The organism is Alistipes sp. dk3624 (assembly GCF_009557455.1).
Lineage (GTDB): Bacteria > Bacteroidota > Bacteroidia > Bacteroidales > Rikenellaceae > Alistipes_A > Alistipes_A hominis.
Window position 1 is genome coordinate 1,114,842 of sequence record NZ_CP045651.1, and the last position, 23,218, is coordinate 1,138,059.

16 protein-coding genes are annotated in these 23,218 nt (G+C 55.4%); 6 read left to right on the top strand and 10 right to left on the bottom strand.

Annotation, left to right across the window (positions count from 1 at the left end; translation table 11 throughout):
* Positions 1–9 precede the first annotated feature (9 nt).
* The 4 genes from GFH31_RS04710 to GFH31_RS04725 are packed head-to-tail and all read left to right on the top strand — an operon-like array spanning position 10 to position 3,035.
* On the top strand, positions 10–1,611 hold the full coding sequence (locus GFH31_RS04710) for a DUF6850 family outer membrane beta-barrel protein (protein ID WP_118458672.1): 1,602 nt from the start codon (positions 10–12) through the stop codon (positions 1,609–1,611).
* Between the two features lie 36 nt (positions 1,612–1,647).
* On the top strand, positions 1,648–2,193 hold the full coding sequence (locus GFH31_RS04715; RefSeq protein WP_101573816.1) for a hypothetical protein: 546 nt from the start codon (positions 1,648–1,650) through the stop codon (positions 2,191–2,193).
* Between the two features lie 2 nt (positions 2,194–2,195).
* A complete protein-coding gene (locus GFH31_RS04720; RefSeq protein ID WP_228385804.1) occupies positions 2,196–2,774 on the top strand; it encodes a PepSY-associated TM helix domain-containing protein in 579 nt (192 codons plus the stop codon).
* Between the two features lie 54 nt (positions 2,775–2,828).
* Positions 2,829–3,035: a hypothetical protein gene (locus tag GFH31_RS04725; protein ID WP_101573814.1), complete on the top strand. Its 207-nt coding sequence runs from the start codon at positions 2,829–2,831 to the stop codon at positions 3,033–3,035.
* 220 nt (positions 3,036–3,255) lie between these two features.
* Here the strand turns inward: GFH31_RS04725 and GFH31_RS04730 are convergent, their stop codons facing one another.
* The 9 genes from GFH31_RS04730 to GFH31_RS04770 all read right to left on the bottom strand — a co-directional run bounded on the left by GFH31_RS04730 (position 3,256) and on the right by GFH31_RS04770 (position 18,331).
* On the bottom strand, positions 3,256–3,885 hold the full coding sequence (locus GFH31_RS04730) for a TetR/AcrR family transcriptional regulator (RefSeq protein WP_101573812.1): 630 nt from the start codon (positions 3,883–3,885) through the stop codon (positions 3,256–3,258).
* A gap of 7 nt (positions 3,886–3,892) precedes the next feature.
* Positions 3,893–8,095 (bottom strand): acyl-CoA dehydratase activase, encoded by a 4,203-nt coding sequence (locus GFH31_RS04735; RefSeq protein WP_153498119.1) that lies wholly within the window; start codon positions 8,093–8,095, stop codon positions 3,893–3,895.
* A gap of 240 nt (positions 8,096–8,335) precedes the next feature.
* Complete coding sequence (locus GFH31_RS04740) at positions 8,336–9,757, bottom strand: OmpA family protein (RefSeq protein WP_118458819.1); 1,422 nt, start codon at positions 9,755–9,757, stop codon at positions 8,336–8,338.
* Between the two features lie 17 nt (positions 9,758–9,774).
* The gene (locus GFH31_RS04745; protein WP_055203614.1) at positions 9,775–10,341 is read right to left on the bottom strand and encodes a DUF3575 domain-containing protein; all 567 of its coding nucleotides are present in this window, start codon (positions 10,339–10,341) and stop codon (positions 9,775–9,777) included.
* 85 nt (positions 10,342–10,426) lie between these two features.
* The gene (locus GFH31_RS04750; protein WP_118458817.1) at positions 10,427–12,691 is read right to left on the bottom strand and encodes a hypothetical protein; all 2,265 of its coding nucleotides are present in this window, start codon (positions 12,689–12,691) and stop codon (positions 10,427–10,429) included.
* 37 nt (positions 12,692–12,728) lie between these two features.
* Positions 12,729–14,702 (bottom strand): fimbrial protein, encoded by a 1,974-nt coding sequence (locus GFH31_RS04755; RefSeq protein WP_101573802.1) that lies wholly within the window; start codon positions 14,700–14,702, stop codon positions 12,729–12,731.
* A 7-nt stretch (positions 14,703–14,709) separates the two neighbouring features.
* Positions 14,710–16,119, bottom strand: a complete 1,410-nt coding sequence (locus GFH31_RS04760) for a fimbrial protein (RefSeq protein ID WP_101573800.1) — start codon at positions 16,117–16,119, stop codon at positions 14,710–14,712.
* Positions 16,120–16,125: 6 nt separating this feature from the next.
* On the bottom strand, positions 16,126–17,022 hold the full coding sequence (locus GFH31_RS04765) for a FimB/Mfa2 family fimbrial subunit (protein WP_101573798.1): 897 nt from the start codon (positions 17,020–17,022) through the stop codon (positions 16,126–16,128).
* A 79-nt stretch (positions 17,023–17,101) separates the two neighbouring features.
* Complete coding sequence (locus GFH31_RS04770; RefSeq protein ID WP_153498118.1) at positions 17,102–18,331, bottom strand: hypothetical protein; 1,230 nt, start codon at positions 18,329–18,331, stop codon at positions 17,102–17,104.
* Between the two features lie 523 nt (positions 18,332–18,854).
* Here GFH31_RS04770 and GFH31_RS04775 point away from each other — a divergent pair.
* Positions 18,855–19,457: an RNA polymerase sigma-70 factor gene (locus GFH31_RS04775; RefSeq protein WP_101573793.1), complete on the top strand. Its 603-nt coding sequence runs from the start codon at positions 18,855–18,857 to the stop codon at positions 19,455–19,457.
* Positions 19,458–19,676: 219 nt separating this feature from the next.
* A complete protein-coding gene (locus tag GFH31_RS04780) occupies positions 19,677–20,717 on the top strand; it encodes a FecR family protein (protein ID WP_153498117.1) in 1,041 nt (346 codons plus the stop codon).
* Between the two features lie 86 nt (positions 20,718–20,803).
* Here the strand turns inward: GFH31_RS04780 and GFH31_RS04785 are convergent, their stop codons facing one another.
* On the bottom strand, positions 20,804–22,720 hold the full coding sequence (locus GFH31_RS04785; protein ID WP_118458808.1) for a discoidin domain-containing protein: 1,917 nt from the start codon (positions 22,718–22,720) through the stop codon (positions 20,804–20,806).
* Positions 22,721–23,218 lie beyond the last annotated feature (498 nt).

A 23,218-nucleotide genomic window follows, 5' to 3' on the forward strand; every position in this document is an offset into this window, starting at 1 on the left:
AAGAATGGGATGAAACGGATCGGAATGTGCATATGGTTGCTGGTTGCTTCGTTGAGCCTCGGGGGACAGACCCTTTGGCCCGACGGGACATGGTGCGTTCCGTCGGGAACGACTCCCGAGCGTATGCTGCTCGAGGAGCGTAATCTTTGGCTCGGTTCAACCAATCCGGCGGCTTTGGGCGTCCGTCCGATGCCCGATTACGGGACAACCCGGCTCGGAGCTACTTCCGAGTCGGGTGCGTACCGTCGTCCGCAACAGGCCGCAGAGGCGCTGTCCGCCGGATTTCATTCCGACAGCTATCTGTCGCTGAAAGGACTACACCTGTGGGGCGCATTCGATTTCACACAGAAATGGCACCGCAACCGGGCCTGGGCCGACATCCGCGATCCGTATAACGGCAATCCCTATTCGGCGGGTAGTGCCGTTGCAAGTCGCTACCAAGAGCAGACAGTCGATTTTCATGTGAAGGCCTCATCGCACCGGATTGGCCGGCGGTGGTGGGTCGGCGCGGCACTGGATTACAGCACCGGCGACTTTTCCCGTTCATCCGACCCTCGGACGCGGACGCAGTCGCTCGATTTGGCCGTTCGCCCAGGCATAGCCGTTGAACTGTCGCCGCGCAGTACGGTCGGGGTGAACGGGTCGTACCGTTTTGCCAAAGAAAAGATGCTCAAGCCCGTTTGCAAAGAGTCGGACAATTACGATAAGTATCCCTATTACGCATTCAAAGGGATGGGTGAATACGACGAGCCCGACTTGCTTTCGTTTTCCCGCCGCTTTATGGCGAATTATTACGGAGGCGAAGCGCAGTACCGTTACGGTTCCGGCGGATTTTCGCTGATAGTGCGGGCGTCGGCGACCGTTCGGCGCGACCGCGTCGAAGGACAGAATCAGGCGAGTCCGGGCGATTACGGCGAAACGATATGGAGCGGGGCTATCAAAGGCCTGCTGGAACGCCCGCAGGGGCTTCATGCGTTCGAATTGCACTATGTCTCGAAGACGGGCCGGGCCAACGAGTTCTTACAAGAATCGGTCACCGTACAAAATCCCAACGGTTCATTTACGAGCTACTGGAGAACGATTTTTAGCGCGGTCAAATACCGGACTTCGCGCGACGAAGCGGGCGCCCGGTGGCGTTATTACCGGCTGGACGGCAGTAACGGCTACCGGTGGCATGTCGGTGCCGAACTACGGTACGGCGATTTTGAAAATCGTTACGTGCTGCCCGCATCTTCATTGGCCGCGTCGCGTGCCGGCGCCGAACTATCGGCCGGTATGCCGCTCGTTCGCGGCGCGGCGCACCAGCTCCGAGCAAGTATAGCAGCCGCCTATGCCGCAGTTCCCAGCCGTTCGCTCACGGTCAACACCGCAGGGAAGTCCGATTTGCAAACCGGGGTTATCGACCCGGAGTATGCCTATTTCGGCCGAGCACTGACCATTTGCGGCATAACGGTAGACTATGATTTCGCACTGCGGAAGACGAGCGGATTGAGGGGATTTGTGGCCGGGGCTTTCCGACTCATCCATGCCGGCGGAGCGGGCAACCGTTGTTTCGCAGGGCTGTCGCTCGGCATTCTGACGGGATACGGACGGTATCCGGAGGCCCGATAAAAATTAGAATCGAATATTGAAATTGAAAACACGAACATGAAAAAGTTTTTTAGTTACGCAATTTTACTGTTTTTGGCAGCCATGTACATGGCCGGTTGCGGTTCGGGATCGAATACGAAAACAGCCGAAGCCGTACCTATGACGGTAGACAGCCTGCTTGCCGTAGCCGGCGACAGGATAGGCGATAGCGTAGTCGTCGAAGGATTCTGCAAAACGATCTGTAAAAAATGCGGTCGCAAGTTGTTCCTGACCGGGGACGATTCGACGAAAACACTACGCATCGAGTCCGGGGAATCGATCGGTATGTTCGATGCCGGGGCGGTACATGCGATCGTTCGCGTCGAAGGCCGCATCATGGAGCAGCGCATCGACGAGGATTACCTACAGCAGTGGGCCGACCAGGCCGCTGAACGGTGCGAGAGCGCCGCTGCCGCCGAGCAAGAAACAGCCCAGGCCGATTTCGGTCGGTTACAAACGCGGCTCGACAAATACCGCGCGCGCATAGCCGAACGTAACAAGAAAGAGGGTAAAAACTACCTTTCCGTTTATTATATCGAAGCGGATGGGTACGAAATTCAGTAATTATGCCCGAACGCAAAATCATGTCCCACATCCGGCGCTGGAGCCGTGCGGTGCACCGCGACTTGTCATTCTTTTTCGGGGGGATCGTGCTGATCTACGCGATATCGGGATTTACGCTCAACCATAAACACGACTTCAACGCCGAATACGCGATCCGCCAACACCGCTTCCGTACCGAAGGAACGTTCCCGAAAAGCGAACACGACTACACGAAGAATTACGTGTTGTCGATGCTCGAGCCGCTGGGCGAGGCCACAGCATACACGAAGCACTATTTTCCGGATTCAACCCATATGAAAGCGTTTATCCGAGGCGGGTCGTCGCTGGTGGTCGACATGCGTACCGGCGAGGCCGTCTACGAATCGGTTAAAAAGCGTCCGCTGTTGAGCGTTATGAACCGTCTGCATTACAATCCGGGCCGCTGGTGGACCGTGTTTTCCGACGTGTTCGCCGGATCGCTCGTACTGATTACGCTAACGGGCCTCGTGATGGTGCATGGCGGCAAGGGCCTTTGGGGCCGGGGAGGAATCGAGCTGGTGGCAGGCATTCTGTTTCCGCTTTTGTTTATCGTTTTTTCATAGGTTTAGAGTGACGAGCATTCATTCGATAGGCGCCGATCCCCCATCGGAAATACGGTGTTTTCCGGCTCGAAACTTCCGGCCGATCCCGATACCAAATACAGGAAACGGGCTCTTCCAGAAATTACGTTCGATCCGCGGGGTGAGACGACCGTCAAACCCGTTGGGTGCATCATCGCCCGGATCGACGTCGTTATGCTGGACGCTCCCGTGGTACTGGGCAGGATGTACGTCAACCTGATCCCCGTACTCCCCATTCCTTGACCGCGAATCGCTGCGTCGAGACAATAGCGTTTTCAATCGAGGAATCGCAAAATGAACCGCAAACATGACGTATCTTCGCAAACTCGAAAGAACATGCTATCGAAGGGAACGGACTCTCGGTCCGCCTGTTCGCAGGAATACCGGTGACGAATCATCCGTCTGCATCTCCGCCGTTTGCCGCGCCGGGCGGATTGATCCGTTTCCGTCTGCATCGTCCGAACTATACGTCGCCGTTTTCGTCTTGCGGACACAGCAAACAGGCCATTTGCGACAGGACGTTGCGTTTCCATTCCCGTATGAAGACGGAGAACTGCTCTTTGTCTTCGAGCAGCAGCGTCGTCACCAGATTTTTCATCAGGAACGGGAAGGTCAGTTGCGAATAGAGCGTCAGAAAAACGATCCGGGACGGGACGGGACGGAGGATTCCTTCCCGCATCGCCGTTTTGAGCGCATTCTGGATATCGAGGATATACTTGTCGATCTTCAGTTCCCGGGCTGCTTCTATAAGATGATTCACGTCGCGTTGAATCTCCCCTATCATGAAATACGGCAGATCGGGATTGTTCAGAAACAGAGCGACGTATTCGTCGATAATTCGGTCGAGCCGTTCCATAAAAGGAATATCGCGTATCAGAATATCATGGATGCGCGGAATCACTTCCTGTAGGATGTCGCCGTAGATCGCCCGGAAGAGCCGCTCCTTGGTCCGGAAGTAGTAATGCAACGCCGGACGCGTAATGCCTACCGCCGCCGCGATGTCGCTCATGCTGGTATTGACGTACCCTTTTTCGATGAAAAGCCGGTGGGCGCACGCAATGACGTTCTGTTCGATATTTCCCGCAGGTTTCATAGCAAAGTTAGTTTTCAAGGTTATTGACAAAAAGTAAAAGCCGGTTCATAATATTCACGTCGCTAACGCTTCCGTCGAAGTCGAGCGACAGCAGGTTCATCTGCGGGTAAAGCCCGCGTATGCGTTTCTCCACGCCCTTCGAGACGATGTGATTGGCGATGCAGCCGAACGGTTGCAGGCTGACGACGTTCCGAACGCCGTGCCGGGCGAACATCGCCACCTCGCCGGGCAGCAGCCACCCCTCGCCGAACTGCGCGTTCAGCGATATGACCTCGGAAGCCGCTTCGGCACTCTCATACACGTTGCCGATCGGTTGAAAGTAGGGAAATTTCGAAGCGATGCCGTTGAAACGACCGATGAGCCGTTGCATACGCCCGGCTCCTTGCCGAAGCAGCCAGCCGGGAATCCGCGAGGAATCCAGTCCCGAACGATTTCGGATTTCGCGGTTGACGAACCCCTGCATGAAAAAATCGGTCAATATGGGCGATACCGCTTCGATCCGACGATCGGTCAGCCAATCGATCAATCCTTTTTGGGCGAAAGGATTGAATTTTAGGAATATCTCACCCACGATACCGACCTTCGGCCGTTCGATGGGACGGCATTTGCGGGAAAACGCTTCAACGGCGAAGCCCAGCGTTTCGGCAAAGGCATCCAGAATATTGCTTTCGGATTCGGATTCCAGAATCATTTTCGCGTCTTCCAGATACCAGTCGCGCAGCGAGGCCGCTTCGCCGGGCTCGGTTTCGCGCACGGCCGTAGCGTAATAGAGGCGCGCCAGGCAATCGGTGAACAGAACGGCTCCGATGGCACCGCGAAACACGCGCAGCCACGGAATACGGAACCCCGGCTGGGTCGTTTGCAGACCGCTGCCCGGCGATACGGATATAACCGGCACGTCGGCGAAACCGGCATTGACGAGCCCTTTGCGGATCAGGGCGATGTAGTTGCTGGCGCGGCATTGTCCGCCGGTCTGGGTGATGGCCACGGCCGTTTCGGTCGGGTCGTGCCGGCCCGACTGGAGCGCGTTCACGATGTCGCCCACGATCAGCGTCGCCGGATAACAGATTTCGTTGTTGGCATACCGCAATCCCGATTCTACCGAGGCTTGCGTACTCATGGGCAGGTTCTCGGCTTCGTATCCGGCACGTTTCAGCAGCGCCGGAATAAGCGGCGAAATAAACGGCGTAAAGAACGGAACGAGGATTTTCCGCTTGCGGTCCCGCTCGCCGAAATCGGGCGTCGTCACGAACGGCCGCGGCGCGGCCTGCGAAGCGTGCCCGAGTTTCAGGCTCTCGATCAGCGAGCGGATACGCAACTTCAGCGACCCGGTATTGCTCACGTCGTCGATTTTCAGCAGCGTGAGGCTTTTCCCGTGCCGTCCCAACAGGTCGCGCACTTCGTCGGTCAGCAGAGCGTCCGGGCCGCAGCCGAAAGAGGTCAGTTCGACGAACTGCACGTTCCGATCCTGCCGGCTCGCCCATGCGGCAGCCCGGAGAATGCGGTTGGCGTAGGCCCATTGCGCCACATAATGAGTGTCGGCGGTCGAAATATTTTCGCCGCGCACGATATCGTCCGTAATGACGTCGACGCCCATCCCCGCGACCATCTCCGCGATTTTATGCTGGATGAGCGGATCGGCATGGTAGGGCCGGCCGGCTACGAGAAGCGTCAGCCGGCCCGCATCGCGGCTGCGGCGCAGAATCCCGCCGTTAAGCTCCCTAAGCTGCCGAGCAAAAGCGCGCTGTTCGTCGAGCGCCCGCCGGAAAGCCGTCCGGATCTTCCGGCGCGCTACGCCCAGCGAAACGAGATAGTCGGAGCACTGGCGGTAGAGTCGCTTTTCGTTACGGAACGAAACGGTCGGCGAGTCGAGCGGGATCGAAAGATTGTCGACGCTCCGCACGACATCCGAATACCCGGCCACGATCGGACAACTGTAACTGTTGATCTCTTTGCCGTCCGGTTGTTCGTATACGACATAAGGCATCAGAATGCGGTCTACGCCCTTTTCGACGAGATCGCTGATATGGGCATGGACGAGTTTGGCCGGAAAACAGATGTTGTCGGACATCACGCGGCGCACGTTATGTTCGTAGGTTCGCATGTTCGAAGGGTCGGACAGCACGACGGAAATACCGCAGTCGCTGAGCAACGTATGCCAGAAAGGATACTCCTCGTAGGTATTCAGGCAACGGGGAATGCCGACGACCGGACACCCTTCCCGGAAACCGGAGCGGTCGAAAAGCAGGCGCAATTTCTCGGCATAAGCGTTTTCGCCCTGCACGTCGCAGGAACCTTTATTGGAAAAATGACGCTCGCACTTGTTTCCCGAATAGTAGGTGTTGCCGCCTGAGAAACGATAGCGCGTCACCATGCATCGGTTCTCGCAGCCGCGGCATTGCAGCATGTCCGAAGTGCAGGAAGCCGTTTCGAGCAGTTGTCCGAGGGACACGCCGGACGACCGAAGCCTTCCGGCATAGAGCGCGCAGCCGAAAGCGCCCATCATCTCCGGACGGTCGCTGCGGAAAACCTCGCGCCCGGTCAGCCGTTCGAAAGCCCGCACCACGGCGTCGTTGCGCATCGTGCCGCCCTGCACGACGATCCGGCCGCCCATCTCGTCGGCCGAACGGAGCTTCAGCACTTTGTAAAGGCAGTTCTTTACGACCGAGTAAGAAAGCCCGGCGGCGATATCGGCCATCGAAGCTCCCTCGCGCAGCATCTGCTTCACGCGGGAGTTCATAAAAACGGTGCAGCGCGTCCCCAGGTCGCAGGGATGGGAGGCGGTGCACGCCTGCGCCGCGAACTCCCCGACCCCGGAGCCGAGGCTCCTGGCGAAGGTTTCGATGAACGAACCGCAGCCCGACGAACAAGCTTCGTTGATCTCCATGCGCGTTACGGCGCCGTGCTCGACGAAAATGGCCTTCATGTCTTGTCCACCGATGTCGAGGATAAACGACACGTCGGGCGTTATCTCTTTGGCGGCAAGGTAATGCGCGATGGTCTCGATGACGCCCGCGTCGAGTCCGAAGGCCGCTTTGATGAGATCCTCGCCGTAGCCCGTTACGCAACTGCCCTCCACGACCGGATCGGCGCCCGCCGTCCGGCAGGCAGCGAGCAACTCGCGCAATCCCTGCCCGACCGCAGCGATCGGGTTGCCGTTGTTGGGCGCATAGTGGGTGAAAAGCAGTTGCTGCCGGTCGTCGAACGCCGCGATCTTCGTCGTCGTGGAACCGGAGTCGATGCCGAGCGTTATCCCGACCCGGCCCGACGGAATCGGCACGGAGCGGAAAGTCCCGGTGTTCCGCTGCCGCCGCCAAGCGGTATGCGCTTCTTCATTTTCGAAGATGGCGGGAAGCGCCTTGTACGTGCGGTCGCCCCGCGTCGTATTCGCGGCGATGACAGCGAGCCATTCGTCCGTCGTGCGAAGCGAAGCATCGGTTCCGGAGAGCGCCGTACCCCATGCCGGCAACAGTTGGGCATCGGCGGGGCAGATCGTTTGCATTCCGTCCAGATGCAGGTACTCCGCAAACGCCTTACGCAACGACGGGAGGAATGCCAGCGGCCCGCCGCAAAAAAGTACCGGAGCCTCGATGTCGCAGCCATGCGACAGCGTTACGACGGTCTGCACCGCCACGGCGTGGAAAATCGAAGCGGCGATCTCCTCCCGGCTCACGTTTTTGGCCAACAGGTTCTGGATGTCCGTTTTGGCGAAAACGCCGCACCGCGAGGCAATCGGATGAATGCGGACGGCCCGCTGCGCCAGACGGTCGAGTCCGGCGGGCGTCGTGTCGAGCAGGAGCGCCATCTGGTCGATAAAGGCCCCCGTACCGCCGGCGCAATTGCTGTTCATGCGCATGTCCGGCGTTTCGCCTTTCAGGAAAACGACTTTGGCGTCCTCGCCGCCGATGTCGATGAGGGTCGTCGCCTGCGGATGGTAACGCCGGACATAGGCCGTCGAAGCCACGACCTCCTGAACGAAAGGGATCTGCGTGCGCTCCGCGATGCCCAGCCCGACCGAACCGGTAATCGTCAAACTGAACAATTCGTCCCCGAACCGCTCGCCCAGCTCCGAAAAGACGACGGAAAGAGTTTCCCGAATACGGGCATTGTGACGAACATAGGTCGAAAAACAAATGTTGTCGTGGTCGTCCAATACGACGACCTTGAGCGTCGTGGAACCCACATCAAGACCTATTCTATTGTGTTTCATAACAAAACAATATTTCACCAACACTGTCTGACTATAATGTCAGACACAAATGTAAACAAAAATTCCGACATGGTTAATCGGGATGAAAATTATTTGCAATTTTTTTCAACGTCCGGTTGTCCGATCGGTCATTCCTAAAATTTATACCAACGGAAGACCAATACAAAAAAGATACCCGCCGCAAATGCAGCGGGTATCCCCCGTTTTCAGGCAATGCCAGAAACCTCCTTCGGTAAAACTCTAAAATTCGATTCTTTTGGCCTGCCCGATGTGTTCGAGATTGACCGATGCGTACGGATCGCCGGCGGCTTCGGCTTTCCGGAGAAATTTTTCGGCCGTGTCGTAATCCCCTTTCATCATGTAGCATACGCCTATGTAGTTGAATGCCGCAGGATTCTCCTGCTGACCTTCCAGTTCTTTCAAAGCGGCTTCGTAGTCTCCTTCGACCATGTGCCGCATAGCCCTGTTGATCCGCGTAACCCCGATGTTTTCAGGACTGTCCGGGTCAATCCACGTGGTGCGGCCGTGCTCGTCCGTAACCGCCGTAGCGACGGAAGCCGTCCGGTCGATGTCGTAGTAGACCTGCAAATATCCGGCATTCCGCAGGGCAGGATAAAAATTCTTCAGCATGTAGGCATACGGCTTTCCGTCGGCAAGCTGTTTCAATTTGGTCTTGCGCTCTTCCTGCTCGATGGTGTAGGCATCGATGATGTCGAGCACCTCCTGCCGGTACTCCATATCCGACTCGGCGACCATTTTACGCAAACCGTCCCAATCCTCGCGCCCGTTGTAAAGTTCGAACAGGCTCTCGTCGCGCGGCATGTCGAGGTTCTTCAGCAGGTAATCCCGGAACGACTCCGCACGCCTTTGCGCGAGCGCCGTGTTGCCGGCCAGCGTACCTTCCGGCGAAGCGTATCCGGCTATCATGATCCGTTTGAGCGACGCATTCGGATCTTCGTGGATAAGCTGGAACGCTTTCCCCACTGCGCCGAGCAACTCCTTGTTGCCGGGAATATCCATATCGATTACGTGCGACCCTACGGTAAACCGGATTACGGCCGTCCCTTTGTCGCGTTCGTTGAACAGGATGTCGTAACGGTTGGGATAATCCTCGACAGGATGCAGAAACGGATTCTCCAGGGAATATTTTTCGAGTTCGGTGAGCCGGTATTCGAGCGGCTCGCTGTTGTAAGCCGGCACGATCTCGTAATAGAGCAGCTTGTCCGCGGCGAGCGTCCGGGCCGGTTTCGTATCTTCGGAGCAACACCCGACCACGGTTTCGCCGAGCGACAGCGACACCGTATTCATCCAGGATTGATACGGAACGAGCGCTTTATAGCCGACCTTCGCAGGAGTATCCTTTCTTTTTAAGACATAGCCTTTGCCGCCGGTCGCTCTATTGCGGGTATCGTACAGGCTGCGCCGGTTGCCGGTTACGACGATCTGCTCGAGCGCCAGCCTGTCGGCCCCGTTGTAGAGCACGGGCGTCATCACGACCCGATAGTTCGGACGCAACTTTTCGATATTCACATCGAACGACACCTCCACCTCTTCGTTTACCTTACGCACCTTTGTATTCTCTACGGTCCATGTTCCCGGCGCCGCAGCCCAAAGGTCGGCTGCGAAAAACAGGGACAAGATTATAATTAGCGATCTTTTCATCAGACGTTCGGATTATATCAGTTAATTATGAATATCAGGTTAACGCCCAACTTGGTCGGGCCGAAATAGTTTTTGGTTCCGGATTCGAGCCGGGGACTACAGTCGCGGCACCCGTACTTGTCGTAGTCGAAACGGACGTATCCGACGCCGACGGTGGCCTCGATGCTCCACTTCCGCGCGAGCATCCACTGGTAACCGTAACTGAATCCGCCTCCGACGTACCAGCCGTCGTAACGGTGTTCCTTACCGTCCCGGGCCAGGCCGAACGGCAGTTTCACCTTCGAAATATTGTACTCTCCGCCGAGCAGGTGTACGCCGAAAAAGTGCCCGTTGAAACGTTCGCACAACCAGTAACGGAACTCGGGCTGCACCAGCCAGTGCTTGAACATTTTGCCGTCGTTCTTCTCGAACGGATTGTAATTACCCGATATATCGAGGGTCGTCGCCCGTCCCAGCCCCAGCTCGACGCCGAGGTTCGGCGTCGCCAGTACGTCGTAAACGACATTGTTCTTCACAGCGACTTTCTGAGCGCCGGTCGAAGCCGTCATCGCGGCAAAGGCGAGCAGAAGAATAACTTTTTTCATCATGACTTTTCTTTCGTTTATGGACCGGCCGCCCCCGCGGGCGGCCGGCTTTGTGAATACTGATAAACAGAGGTTGCGTTCGTCGTTACTCTGCGCGCAGCGTAATCGTGCTGGACGGTTCCCGCATGATCCTCTTCAACGTACGCGTAGCCCTGCGGTCGCTGCTTTCATGGATCTCGAACAGCATCAGGTGATCGAGACGCGTCCCGGGAATCATATACCACTGGCGCCATCCGTGTGCGAGCCCGCTGCCGATCTCTTCCGCTTCGATCTTACCCGTCTTGCCCTGGTTATTCGGATCGTGGTTGTCGTGCCTCAGCGCGAAAGCGCTCACCACGTACAATTCCTTGCCGTTACCCAGGTTCGTCGCATGGTTCGCCCGCTTGAATTGCCTGCGCAGGAACTCCGTGCTTACCAGGTAATACTCATAGGTCAACGTAGTGTACACGTTCGGATCGTCATGGTACAACTGTACCGTACGGGTCGTCGTAGCCTCTTCGAGATCGATCGCGGTCACCTTGAAGCTCACCGTCTGCAATCCCGGTTTGGCCGGAGTGTAATAGTAGTATCCGCCGCCGTCGTCGCTGAACCCGGTCATGTCCGACGGAGCCAGGCTCGGCGTGTAAAACAACACGAGATCCTGCCGCGCGAACGCGTCTTCGGACATATAGAAGGTTATCAGCGCCTCCTGACCGATGCCGTATCCCACGCAGTTTTGCAGATAAGCGGAATGGTGTCCGTTGATCGATACGAGCGTCAGCGCAGGCCCGACATACGCGGTTTTGAAGATCGGGTTCTCGATAGTCACCAATTCGCCGCCATGATCCCTCGAATTCTGGAAATCGACGGTCTGCTGTCCCGCTCCGGTCGCCATATAAATATAGCTGATGCTGCCGTCCGGGTTCGATTCGATCTGCAGGCTGTTCCGGCTCGCATTGGTCGGCTCCAAATTCCGGGCCGTAATTACGCATCGCAGCGGGAAATAGGCGGCCGGAATATCATCGGAGATGTCGAACGTAAGCGTTTTCGAATCGCCTCTGCTGACGCCGGAAGGCATCCCCACCGGGTCGAACGTAAACTTCTCGCATGAAATGACGGTCACGATCCTCGACAGGGCGCCGGCGGAAATACGGATTTCCGCCTTTTTGAAACCGTCGTCGACGACCCGGACGTCGGCGTACACCTTACCCGAACCCCGGTCGACGTACAGGTTGCTCAGTATCCCTTCCTCGTCGGACAGCACCAGCGGGTTGCGGATATCGCCGTTGGTCACGACGTTGCTCTTCTCATACTTGACGTCGAGTTCGAGCCGCTGCGTCGCGGAACCGTCCCCCGGATTGGTAAGGATATTGACGATCGGATTGACCGTCAGCCGGTCGGAACCGTCCGATATCTCGGGAGATTCTTTGATGATCTCCGCGTAAATGTTGTTGATCGGCGGCGCGTCGATCGCGCTTTCAACGCTTCCGGAACCGATATTTCCCGGGATATAGTCCATGATCCTTATCCTGAAATGGGTATTGCGAACGATCGGATAAAGATTGAGTTCGCTGTCGATCAACTCGATTTTGTAATACTTTTTATAATCGCCGCCGGCGTGAAGTATCACGAAAGTCTCGTCATTGTAGCCGTTGTCGCTCTCGAACATGTATTTAGGCTCGAGATCCAGCGTCGTCGGTTTATCGGCGCACATGCCCGCATCGGCCGGAACGGTGGCCCGGTCGGCCGACCACTCGAACGGTTCCGCAATGCCCGGACTGAACGGAGCGATCGTTCCGCGGGTCGCATAGTTATAAAGCGCGAACCCTTCGACGGTAAACTGCTCGCGTTGCCCCTGGGCCATCAGATCCAGCAGATTCTGGTCGATCTCTACGGTCACCTTGGCTTGGTTGCGCAGCAGCCTCACCTGCGGGGGAGCATTGAAATTATCGACGGTCTTGCGGTCCCACAGCACCCAGGTATCCGATTCGAGATCCGGCACGAGGGTTCTCTCGTCTTTGCCGAGCGAGCCCCGCTCGTCGAACGCGCTCCAGTCGTAATTGGCTATGAAATGCACGATACGCGTACTGCCCGACACCTTCGCCTTGAACGTACCGCCCTGCAGGTCGGATGCGACCGAGCGGCCGAGGAACCGGCCGTCGGCATCGAATTGCAGTAGACTGATATCGTTTACCGTACTCTCGGCCGATTTGGTACGAACGACCGTATAATCGGGAACCGAATAAGAAAATTCCAGATCGGCCTCCCCGCTTACCGGCATGGAAACCGGTTCCGTTTCGGACTTCATGCAGGAAGCGAGAACCGCGATCAGCAAAAACGGCAGCGACAATTTATAAAATCTTGTTTTCATCACTTTACCTTAATTATTTCATTTGTCGTTAAAAAGGCTACAACGGACGGTCTATATCCCTTACGCATCGCACTTCCGCACTGCTGGCACTCTCCCCGTCGGTACCCCCGGACGGATTGAGGATACGGAACGCCGCATTGCTCGCCGGATCGGCCGTCCAGTAGCGGTGTCTGTCGGTAATGTCCTTGATTTCGCATTTGCTCACATTTTGCAGGACATCGAGCAACAGCATCTCGGCATAGGTCGGCATGCGCCAGTTTTTATAGGTCACTCCGTCCGTATCGGTCTCGGAGTAGTTCTTGCACCGGCTCACGGCGGCCCAGAAATCGACCCGATCGGTCGAAGACGACACTCTCGACGCGAACATGAAGTTCGGAGAGATCATCCACCGGTTACTCGCGGAAGGATCGGTATAACCGTTCTTATCCAGAGCGGGATAGCCTACCTGGCAATAACCGTACGCCATTTCCTGGCGGCCGTCGTTCACCGGATTGTAAGGATGGGGACCGGTATACAGTTTTCCGGTCAGCTCCTGGTAATACCCGCGGATGTGGGCGTCTCCCCAACTGCCCCTGGTCGGAACGTCGGGCATCGGAATCGTTCGCAGGTCGGCCTGTTTGATATTGACCGTATACATGTTTCGGTTTTTGTTCCCGTCCACGTCCTGCGACAAGATATGGCCGATCCAGATCGGCGGATACTGCGTAACCCGGACGCTCTGGACGATGTGGTCGCCGTTCTCCACGTCGAACGTAATCACCCTCGGAACGAAATTGTCCGGAATCGGGCTGTAAATCGTAATCGCCCCGTTGTGCACGAACGGATCGCGCGTAACGCTCACCCCCGTCGAGGAAACCTCGGCGCCTTCGACGAAAACTTTCAGGTTCCGCACCTCCACATTGTCCGAAGAGGATTGGAATCCCGTAACATAGGTATCTATGTTGTTCATCACGATGTCCTGCTCGTCGATGTAGAGGTACATGATGTTTTTGATCCACACTTCGATGTTATTGGTCGTCCAGTCCACCACCTGATAATCAACGTTTTCCAACAGGACGGCTTCCGGAGCGCTGGCTCCCCCGTCGCCGTCGATATGCGCCTTAATATTGTAAATGTAGTTGCGGCGGAGTTTGTAAAGGTGAGCCGGGTCGCCCCCGTCGGCCGAAAGGCGGTAGTTCACGGGAATCTTGTAATAGCTGCTTTCCGTCGCGGACGCCTTCTTTATAGGCACGTTCAGGTAGATGAAAGTCTCATCGGCCACCGCGGCGTTCCAGTCGTTGGCATACGAATAAAGGATGATCTGGTTCGGCTCGCCCGACACCAGGTCGGCGCCCGTATAGGATGCGGTAGTCGCCAGCGCGGGCGTATGAACGTCCCCGGTTTCCAGCACCCTGGCGTCGGACGCGTAGTTGACCAGTTTTTTGGTCACCTGTCCCGCCGGCTGGTAATCGGCGCCGTAACTGAGGTTCACCCGGATCTTGGCAACGCCCCTTTTGAGCGACACGTCGATGTTCTTATTGGCTTTCGTACCGTCGTTGAGTACCGTCGCGATCGACTTACCGTCCATCAGCAGATCGGTCTGCACCGCATCGGGATTCAGAGCCTGAGCAACGACCGCCGCTTTCAGCTCCGCGAGGGACATCGCCCCTGCGGCGGCCGTACCCGCATTCGCCACGACATAAACCGAATACCCGGTATTTTCCGCGAATGCGCTCCGGTTCTTCGAAATGCCGTACCGGGTCATTCCGTCGACCGGCACGATGCGTTGGTAATGGGCGCAGGCGTCTTCTCCCTCTTTGTAGATAAATACGTCGAGGGTCGAAATCTTATTTTCGTTCAGCGCCTTCTCTCCGTCTTCGGTCGCCTTCGTCCCCCCCTCTACCGGCAGCAAGACCTGAAGCGTCAGGTTATTGCCGTCCGGGGCGGAGCCGTCCGGATCTTTCTGGCACGATGCGGCGAAGAGCAGGACGGCCAGCGAAAAGATCGATCGTATGATATGCTTTGAAATCATGACTCTATTATTGTATTTGTTTGATCAGAATGTCGGTTTCGGTTCCCGGGTATTTCCGGCCTTCGGCAAAGCTGCCTCCCGCGTTATCGGGATTGATCTTCGCTTTTTTACCGTCGATCGAGATATAGAACTGCGTCTCGCGTTCGACGTTCGGGGTAAAACTCTTGGCCGGCACGATCCGTACCGAGTAGGAATCGGCCCGGGTTATCCCCTGCGAAACGTAGCCGCCTTCGGACAGCAGCTTGAAATCGTGCCCGTTGGTCAGGTTGGCCGCCCATACCGCTCCGTCGGGAGCCGTGAGCTTAAAATCGTAGGTAGCCGGGGCGGACTGCGAAACCTGTCCGTAATTCGCTCCGTAATCCACTCCCGAAAAGGCGAACGCGAGTTCGTCGTAAGTAATCGAAGAAAGCTCCGTGTCCCATTTCAGGACGTCCACGCGCAGGAACAACAGGTCGTTCGGCGCTCCGACAACCGCTTTGACCCGGTAAATCCGGTTGCGTTCCAAGTCGTAAAATCCCGCGGTATTCTTCAGATCGCCGCGATAAGTTACCGGGGCCCCGTTGACTTTCACATTCACCAACAGGTACGGGGTAGACGCGTCGTCCGGCGCGGCTCCCGACGGATCTTCTTCGCCGGAAATATTCTGATAACTGTAAAACGACTTTTCGGCGTCGGACGGTTTCAGCGCCGCATAGTCCGCATCGTCCGGAACCACGTCGAGGTATCCCGCCGTAGCGGGCGTATAGGTCTCCGTCCGGCGAATATCGCCTCCCGGCATCGCCTTGCTCTGATACTGAACGTTGCTGCGAACGACCTGGTTACGGAATTCGATCGAGGTCAGTTCCACGAGGTCGTCCGTCAATTCCGCCGACTTGAAAACATGCATGTCGACGCGTCCGACGAGTCTCTCCATTTCGACCGAAGCGTTGACGGCAGTTCCCGACATCGTCGTCGCCGTTTTGCCGATCATTGCGATGTCATCCGCCGAGAAAGACGAGGAAACTATTTCCAGCGCATCGAGCGTCGATTTGGGCGTATTCTCGTCGATGGTCACCGCCTGTCCGTTCGCCGTAAAGTTTTTTCCGGCATAGTTGGCGACGGCATAGATCGCTTTCTTGTCTTTGGTCACCCGGACCGACCGGACATAGCTGTTCGCAGCCGATTCCGGCGTAAAATCCGTTACCAACTCGGAAAATTCCAGATCGCCGTTGTCATGGTTGAATATGTACACGGCCAGACTGGTAAATTCGTCTTCGCCGGTGAGGGCGAGATCGCCGTTTCCGTTGCGGGTAAGAAGGGACAATGCCAGGCTGGCGTCCATTCCCGCCGGATCGTCCCCGGCGGTCTTGCTGCACGACAGCATCTGCACGGAGACGGCGAACAACAGAATGATTCTGGCTATCTTATACTTTTGCATGGATTCCTATTTTTGTATCGGATCGATGTCCTCTTCCTCCCAGGGAGCGACTTCTACCGAAGTATTGTTAAACCGGAAGCGTATGGCTATTTCCGCCTCGTCCTTGTCTTCGACGGAGATAGCGTGCTCGTTCATAAAATCCGCCAGTTCGACGGTTTTATAGCAAATCTCGCCGCCGCTGTTCGACAGTTTTAGCCGTATGTCGTTATCGTTCAAAAAACGAAAGGCGTTTACGCGTGCAACGTAGTCCCCCGTTTCCGCATCGTATGCGAGCTGAGCGCGGTAAACGCTTTTCAGAGCCGAGGCGCTCGCTCCGTCGAAACCCATCTGCGGATGCAGGTTCACGATATCCACCTCGATCGGCGCCGTTGCGCGGGTGGCGGGCGCCGCCGCCCCCGTAACATGCACGTGCAGCGGAATGTGTGCCTGATCGAACAGCAATTCTTCGTCCCTGAACTGACTTTGCACGACCGTTATCTTTTTGGTCGCGAAGTACACCCGGTCGTTTTCATGGTGTATAATGGGATCTCCCGCATAGTACGCGGCCGATCCCAGCACGGCCTTCGACAGTTGCTCGGCATCGTGTATTTCCGTCCCGTCGGTCAGGTTCGTCCATGCCACCAGGGAGTAATTTCCATCGGGCAGATTCAGGTTCACACCCTTGTGTGCCTGTAAGTCGGCGCCGCTTTTGGTGCGCCTCGCGACCAGGTTTCCGTCGCTGTCGTAGACGAACAGGGTCACGTTGTCCGATTTTTCGAGGAAGCGGCATTGTCCCGGAACGTCGCCGTAATAGTAAAACGATATCCGCGTACGCTCGCAGTCCAATCCGGAGCCGTCGTCACGGATACACCCCGATAGTGCAAAAACCCAAAACAGGACAATTATGTAATTGTATCCTTTCATTTCACTCGGTCGATTAGCTGTATCTTTTTCGTAAAAAGGGGGGAGGCCCGTCCTCCCCCCGCATTCAATTAAAGGATTACTACAACTGCTGGAACTCGGGATCGATGTTCTCTTCCTGCCAGTCGGCGATAGTAATGGTAAGGGTGATGTTATACGCGACCGGATTGAGATCGGTGTGCATGAACTGAGGTTTGATCTCGATGTTCACATTGTAGATCTTACCCGCTTCGAACGTTACGTTCCCCGAGGCGGTCGTATAATTCACCACGTTGGCAAACTTGGACAGCGGCAGCAATCTCGGATTGTAGGCGTCTTCGTCGTCGCTCGTAATGTCGGTAGCCGATACATTGGCCAGGCTGAAGTGCAGATACGGAGTCTGTCCGGGGAAGAAGTTGAACGCGAAACACTTCTTGGCGTCGGGATCGGTCGGATCGTTGAATTCGTCCAGGTCGTAAGCCGCATACGCGCCGGAGCTCCACTGGTTATAGCTTGCATAGGTCGCTTCGTCCGTTTGGGCGGCGTCCGAGCCGAAAAGCCATTTACCCTCGGTCGCTCTTTCGAAAGCGGTCGTATTGGTCATCAGCGACGCAGCCACGGCTGCTCCGTTGTATTGCTTGTAGAAGTTGTTGAAGTAAACTCCCAGCAGATCGCCGGTCAGACCTTCCCACTCTACGAGAGCCGATTTTCCGTTGGAAGTGTTGGTCACCGTTTCGCTTCCGCTCTCGACGAAGGATACCTTTTTAACCTGGATACGGGCCATCACCGATTTGATCGTAACGGTGCCGGTAAACGTATACACGTTCTCGTCGTTCACATTCTCTACGTTCACGTCGAATGCCGACAGCGCCCCTGTCCCGGCAAAAAGCACTTTGGAACCTTGTTGCTGGCTGTAAGCGGCCGCAACGGTCACTTTGTCGCCCACCCCGCCGGTAACGTAAGTTTCCGATCCTTTTTTATAATTGCCGTAAACGGCCAGGTCGGAGGCTTCGGTTCCCACATTCGGAATGAGGAGTCCCACATCGGTCAGCTTGTCCCAATCCGAATCGGCTGTCAGGTCTTTGTCGACCTCTACTTTTTTCAAAATCGTACCCGCCGAGTTCGTTACGAAAATGGCGATGTTGTCTACGTCGGCCGTCTTCGAAAGCGGATCCACCGGGCCGGCCGCTTTCGTCTGGACGCCGCCCATGGAGATTACGACGTGCTTCTCTCCGGCGGGAGCGGACGGGCCGCCCGGGTCGGTGTCTTTGGAACACGAGGCAAGTATGCCTAAACTCAAAAACGCTGCAAAAAAATAATTGAATGTTTTCATGATAAAAAGTAAATTAATTAGAGTTTCACACAATCGGTTATTTCGGTCGAAAATCAAACATCGCAATCACGGTCGTCGAATCGGCAGTTCCGACATATGTCCGGATGTTTCAAGTTCGGTTTCATGTCCGATCAATTTTTCATACACTCATAATACAACCATTCGGGGGCAATATATAGATACGTTTACGCCTTTTTATCAACCAATTACGCAACAAAACCGATTCTCAAACTCCGATTCCGAAACAATTTTCCGAGACCGTTTTCGCCGTTTCGAAATGCGAAAACGACAAGGCCGCGATCTACCGTTTATCATGTCCGCCGAAACGCATATCGCAACTCCCGTCCGGCAGAACGGTCGGACGGGAACGGCTCGGATACGCAGAAAAAGAAACCGGAATACAGCGGGATCGCAACCCCGCCGTTTTACGGCCGGACGCGGGGAAGCATGACCGCACGAATTTCAAAATGTTAATTATTATTACCATATTTGCGGAATAAATATAAAATCACCTATCGCAGGAATGAATAAAGATTTAACCTGGAACGCCTCTGATAATAAAGATCGGGAATCGACCGAACGAACATCCCGCGAAAACGGGCCCGTTACGGTGGAACTGCTCGAAGCGCTCCGCGACGGGGATCACGAGGCCTACAAGACCGTATACCTGCATTACCGGGGCCCGATCGAGAACTTTCTATATAAATTGTTGCGCTCCCGCGAAGAAGCCGAGGAAATCGCGCAGCACGTATTTATGACCCTGTGGGAGAGGCGGGCCGAGTTGGACCCTTCCAAAAATATCCGTACCCTACTCTATACGATCGCACGGAATGCGGTGGTCAATTTGTTCAAACGCCAGCGGGTTTTCGAGAAATACCAGAAAATGCAGGACCCCGGCGAACAGGATCTTCTGACAGGCGAAGACCTGTTGATCGCGCAGGAAAAAGAACTACTCATAGAGCTGGCCGTCAAGAACATGCCTCCGATGCGCCGGAAAATATTCGAAATGAGCCGGCAGCAGAACCTCTCGCACGAAGAGATCGCGCAGCACCTTGATACGTCCAAACACAATGTCGCGAACCACCTGTCGCAAGCCCTGAAAAAAATCAAGCGCACGCTCAAATAGTCAATTCCCGCCGCAACCGGCCGGGGATCGCCCCATGCATCGTAAAAACCAGAACAACGCGCCGTTCGGATGAATCCGATTCTACTTTTGTATAAAACAGCTCTTTGATTGTATTATAATCATAACGGTCGTACGCTCCGTCCGGCAATACCCGTTCCGCAATACGATTTCAAAAAATAATTCAAATAGATACTCCAGCATATCCGAACGACTGTATTTATGAGCACCGACCCGCAAAAAACGATCCAGGAGATCATCGACCTGTACCTCGGCGAAGAGCATCCCGACGAACATACCCAGGAGCAGTTCCGCGCCTGGCTTGCCGGCGACGGCCACCGGAAAGAGAAATACGAGGCCCTGGAAAAAGCGTTCGAAAGAGAAGTCCGGTTCGATCCGGCCCCGAGCCGCAAAGTACTGGACTCGTACCGGGAAATGACCGGCGCGGCGCGAGGCGCCGGCGTAGAACGCTCCCGGTCGCGAAAAAGAACGGCCCTGCGCATCGCCGCGGCGGCAGTTCCGGCACTGATCGCCGCCGCGACGATCTTATACCTGCTGAATCAACGCCTCAGCGAACATTTCGACGTGACCGTCCTGTCCGACGTGACCGAATCGACGGAGCGCGGAACGCAAAAACACATCATTCTGCCCGACGGTTCGCAGGCATGGATAAACAGCGGCAGCAGCATCGGATACTGCGACGATTTTGGATCGAAACGCACGGTTTACCTCGACGGAGAGGCGTATTTCATCGTGAAGGCCTCCGTACAGCAGCCGTTCACGGTGAAAACGGAAAACATGACCGCCGTGGCGACGGAAGCCCAATTCAACGTCAAGGCCTACTGCGACAGCGCAGCCTGCGAAATCGTCGTAGCGGAAGGCTCCCTCGACGCCTTCTGCGGCGGGCAAACCTATCGCCTGGCAGACAATACACACATCCGGATGGACAACCGGTCGCAGCGCGTCACCGTGCACCGGATCGTCGACGGCGAACTGCCGCAATGGATGTCGCAGTTGCGATTCGAAGACACGCCGCTCGAACACGTGCTTTATATCATCTCCGGATTTTTCGGCGTGAAAATCGACCTGGCGGCCGAACTGGAACTGGAAGGGAACTTCACGGCCGCCTTCGAAGAAGGCCCGACGCTGGACAACGTACTGCTTACGTTGCAAAATACCGTACCGGACTTCAATTACCGGATCGACGGGAACACGGTGCGCATCACGGAAAAACAGGTACGGGACGAAAAAATATCGAAATAATGTCAAGGCGTGTAAAATTATACACGCCTTTGATATACGACCGGTTCGGGAGACCGCTTCCGGCCGTTTTCCGCAGGAGCACGGAATCACCACCACACCTGTTCGCCGTTTTCAAGGGTGAAAATACGCTCTTCTTTCCCCCGGGTATGGTCCCTCAACAGCAAAAGCGCATGGGACGGTATGTTGTCGTAATACAAATTCATGTTCTCCGCCTTTTTTTTACCGAGCGATTCCCAGCCGGATTCATCTTTCCAATAGAACAGTTCATAAACATCGCCGATGCGGATGTTGTTGTCGTCGCTGCGAAAAGCATACTCTACGCTGCCGATCGAAACCGGTTCGCCGAAATCCATCCCGGCCCAACTGTTATTGGGATCGGTAGAGTCAAAGAACGTGAAAGGATCGCCGTCGAACACGGCCTCCCTGGTTCGTCGGGGATCGTCGAGGTAGGAGCCCGGCGTTCCGATAATCGTTCCTCTCAGGGAACGATTCGAACCGGGGGGGTGGAACAGCAGTTCGGCCATGTTGTTAAATCCGGCAAGAGAAGAAAAATAACGCCAATACCGGTATTTCGGAGTTTCCGCAGGAATCCGCACCTCGCCGGCCGACTGAGCCTCCGTAAATTCGTGAATCGTAACGACATCGCTGAAATCCGGCCGATTGGCAGCCTGTATTTTACCGGATATCAACCTTTTGGTCACTGTCGTCATCGCGTGGTAATACGGATATTTCCGCAGCAATTTAAACGATTCGCGGTTTACGGTATCGGGAATCAGCAGGTCTACCTTGCCGTAGGCGTCAACCGTAAAAGGGTACGACAGCGGCGTGATTTTCTCCCCGTCGGAGCAATACACCGGAAGATAGGCGATGTCGCGTCCGATAGCTTCGAAAACCGCTTCCGATCCGCCGACATCTCCGAATCCGACCGGGACCCAATTCCGATTGTCAAAAACCGCCACATAAGCGTACTTATTCCTCTTTTTTAGTGCGGGATCGATCCTGATCCGGACGTCTTGCGTAGACACATATTCGGCGGTAACATCTTTTATCGTCACGGTACTGAGAGACGAAGGAACCGCTTCCCCGCTATTGTTCAACCGGATAAAAACCGGATTGAGCGCATAGCATTGGCGGTAGACTTTAGCCATCATCTCTCCGGGACGGTGAGGCGTTCCCGGATCCGTGTCCAACGGAACGAACTCTTCGAAACGCCCGTTATTGGAGACCTGAATGACATTCCAGGAATGTCCCTGGGCCTGAGTCGGCCACTGAGGGGTAAAATCGACAGCCACGGGAATGCCTTTGCTTTGCAAAACCGCCTTAACGACAATCCCTTTATCCGTGCAATTGGACAAATGCATCTTCAGAAAAGTAGACATCCGGAGGATCGGCAGTCCCGTATACGCATAGGGCAACGTCGTTTTCAAATGGGAGTTCAGTCCCTGATTTATATTCAGCGCCGCCCAATGCGGAGAATGACAGGTAAATCTTCCGGCTCTCAGATCGGTCAGGTCGTACAGCCGATCGGCCAATTCACTGCATTCGTCTTTCCAGTTATCCGCCTGAAAAGCCGGCGCGGCTTTGTAAGGAAGAATATATTCGCAAAAATCGTCAAACGTAAGATGAGCGGCCCAGGGCGCATTCGCCCAAGTTTCAAAAGCGTTTTCGATGTTTCGAATCAGATAGTCCGCTTTGAGTATCCGGATGTCCGATTGGCTGGAAGACGGTTTTACGGGGAACCGCTTGGAAACCGCCTCCATAGCCTTCACTTTGAATCCGGCCCAATCCTGATCATCGGCTTCTTTCAGATTCGTTTTTGCGAGTTCGAGCAAAGAAGTATCCAGAGGAGTCGCCAGAATCGAATCGACCTGATCGCAAAACGCATTGACGATCGCCGGATCGAGCGAATAATGCCCCGGCATGTTTTTAATCAGAAACTCGGCCGCACGGAGCTTCAGACTGTCCTCGCTTTTTCGACTGTAATGAGCCAACACCTTTTCCATTTCTCCGCGGTTAGGCCCCGCGCATCGGAGAGCCCATTCCAAAGTGGGTCTGTCTTTCGAACACGAGCAAACGGAGAGTAAAAAAAGAAGAGATAAAGATAAATAACGCATAATTTAAAAGTTAACAATTTTCCACCTGATCTGTTTGAATACGCTAAAGCATCGAACGTCGTTCAAAAAAATAATAAAATCAGACGAGAATCTACGCTGGCGTTTCGAGCGGAATCGTCCGATTACGACAACCGATAAAATAACTTTGTCAGCCGTTCCCATCCATATCGCTATACATTCTGCCTATATCCTATTTTTTTGAAAGTATCGACGACTCGTTGCATCCGTATATTATATAATTTCAGACGATATATTCCAGCCAAAAATAACAAATAAAAGCATTCGAAAACAAAACAGAACGAAATTTTCGAACGGGATCACAAAGCCGCAGCGGCCCAAAGCCGTTCTCGCCGCCGGAGAGGAACGCGACGCCCCGTTTCCGGCGCC

What these genes read in the sequence shown, in the direction of transcription:
- GFH31_RS04770 (WP_153498118.1), bottom strand. Translation starts at nt 18,331, where the DNA reads ATGAAAACATTCAATTATTTTTTTGCAGCGTTTTTGAGTTTAGGCATA.
- GFH31_RS04720 (WP_228385804.1), top strand. Translation starts at nt 2,196, where the DNA reads ATGCCCGAACGCAAAATCATGTCCCACATCCGGCGCTGGAGCCGTGCG.
- GFH31_RS04735 (WP_153498119.1), bottom strand. Translation starts at nt 8,095, where the DNA reads ATGAAACACAATAGAATAGGTCTTGATGTGGGTTCCACGACGCTCAAG.
- GFH31_RS04730 (WP_101573812.1), bottom strand. Translation starts at nt 3,885, where the DNA reads ATGAAACCTGCGGGAAATATCGAACAGAACGTCATTGCGTGCGCCCAC.
- GFH31_RS04750 (WP_118458817.1), bottom strand. Translation starts at nt 12,691, where the DNA reads ATGAAAACAAGATTTTATAAATTGTCGCTGCCGTTTTTGCTGATCGCG.
- GFH31_RS04785 (WP_118458808.1), bottom strand. Translation starts at nt 22,720, where the DNA reads ATGGAAAAGGTGTTGGCTCATTACAGTCGAAAAAGCGAGGACAGTCTG.
- GFH31_RS04775 (WP_101573793.1), top strand. Translation starts at nt 18,855, where the DNA reads ATGAATAAAGATTTAACCTGGAACGCCTCTGATAATAAAGATCGGGAA.
- GFH31_RS04755 (WP_101573802.1), bottom strand. Translation starts at nt 14,702, where the DNA reads ATGATTTCAAAGCATATCATACGATCGATCTTTTCGCTGGCCGTCCTG.
- GFH31_RS04765 (WP_101573798.1), bottom strand. Translation starts at nt 17,022, where the DNA reads ATGAAAGGATACAATTACATAATTGTCCTGTTTTGGGTTTTTGCACTA.
- GFH31_RS04715 (WP_101573816.1), top strand. Translation starts at nt 1,648, where the DNA reads ATGAAAAAGTTTTTTAGTTACGCAATTTTACTGTTTTTGGCAGCCATG.
- GFH31_RS04740 (WP_118458819.1), bottom strand. Translation starts at nt 9,757, where the DNA reads ATGAAAAGATCGCTAATTATAATCTTGTCCCTGTTTTTCGCAGCCGAC.
- GFH31_RS04780 (WP_153498117.1), top strand. Translation starts at nt 19,677, where the DNA reads ATGAGCACCGACCCGCAAAAAACGATCCAGGAGATCATCGACCTGTAC.
- GFH31_RS04760 (WP_101573800.1), bottom strand. Translation starts at nt 16,119, where the DNA reads ATGCAAAAGTATAAGATAGCCAGAATCATTCTGTTGTTCGCCGTCTCC.
- GFH31_RS04710 (WP_118458672.1), top strand. Translation starts at nt 10, where the DNA reads ATGAAACGGATCGGAATGTGCATATGGTTGCTGGTTGCTTCGTTGAGC.
- GFH31_RS04745 (WP_055203614.1), bottom strand. Translation starts at nt 10,341, where the DNA reads ATGAAAAAAGTTATTCTTCTGCTCGCCTTTGCCGCGATGACGGCTTCG.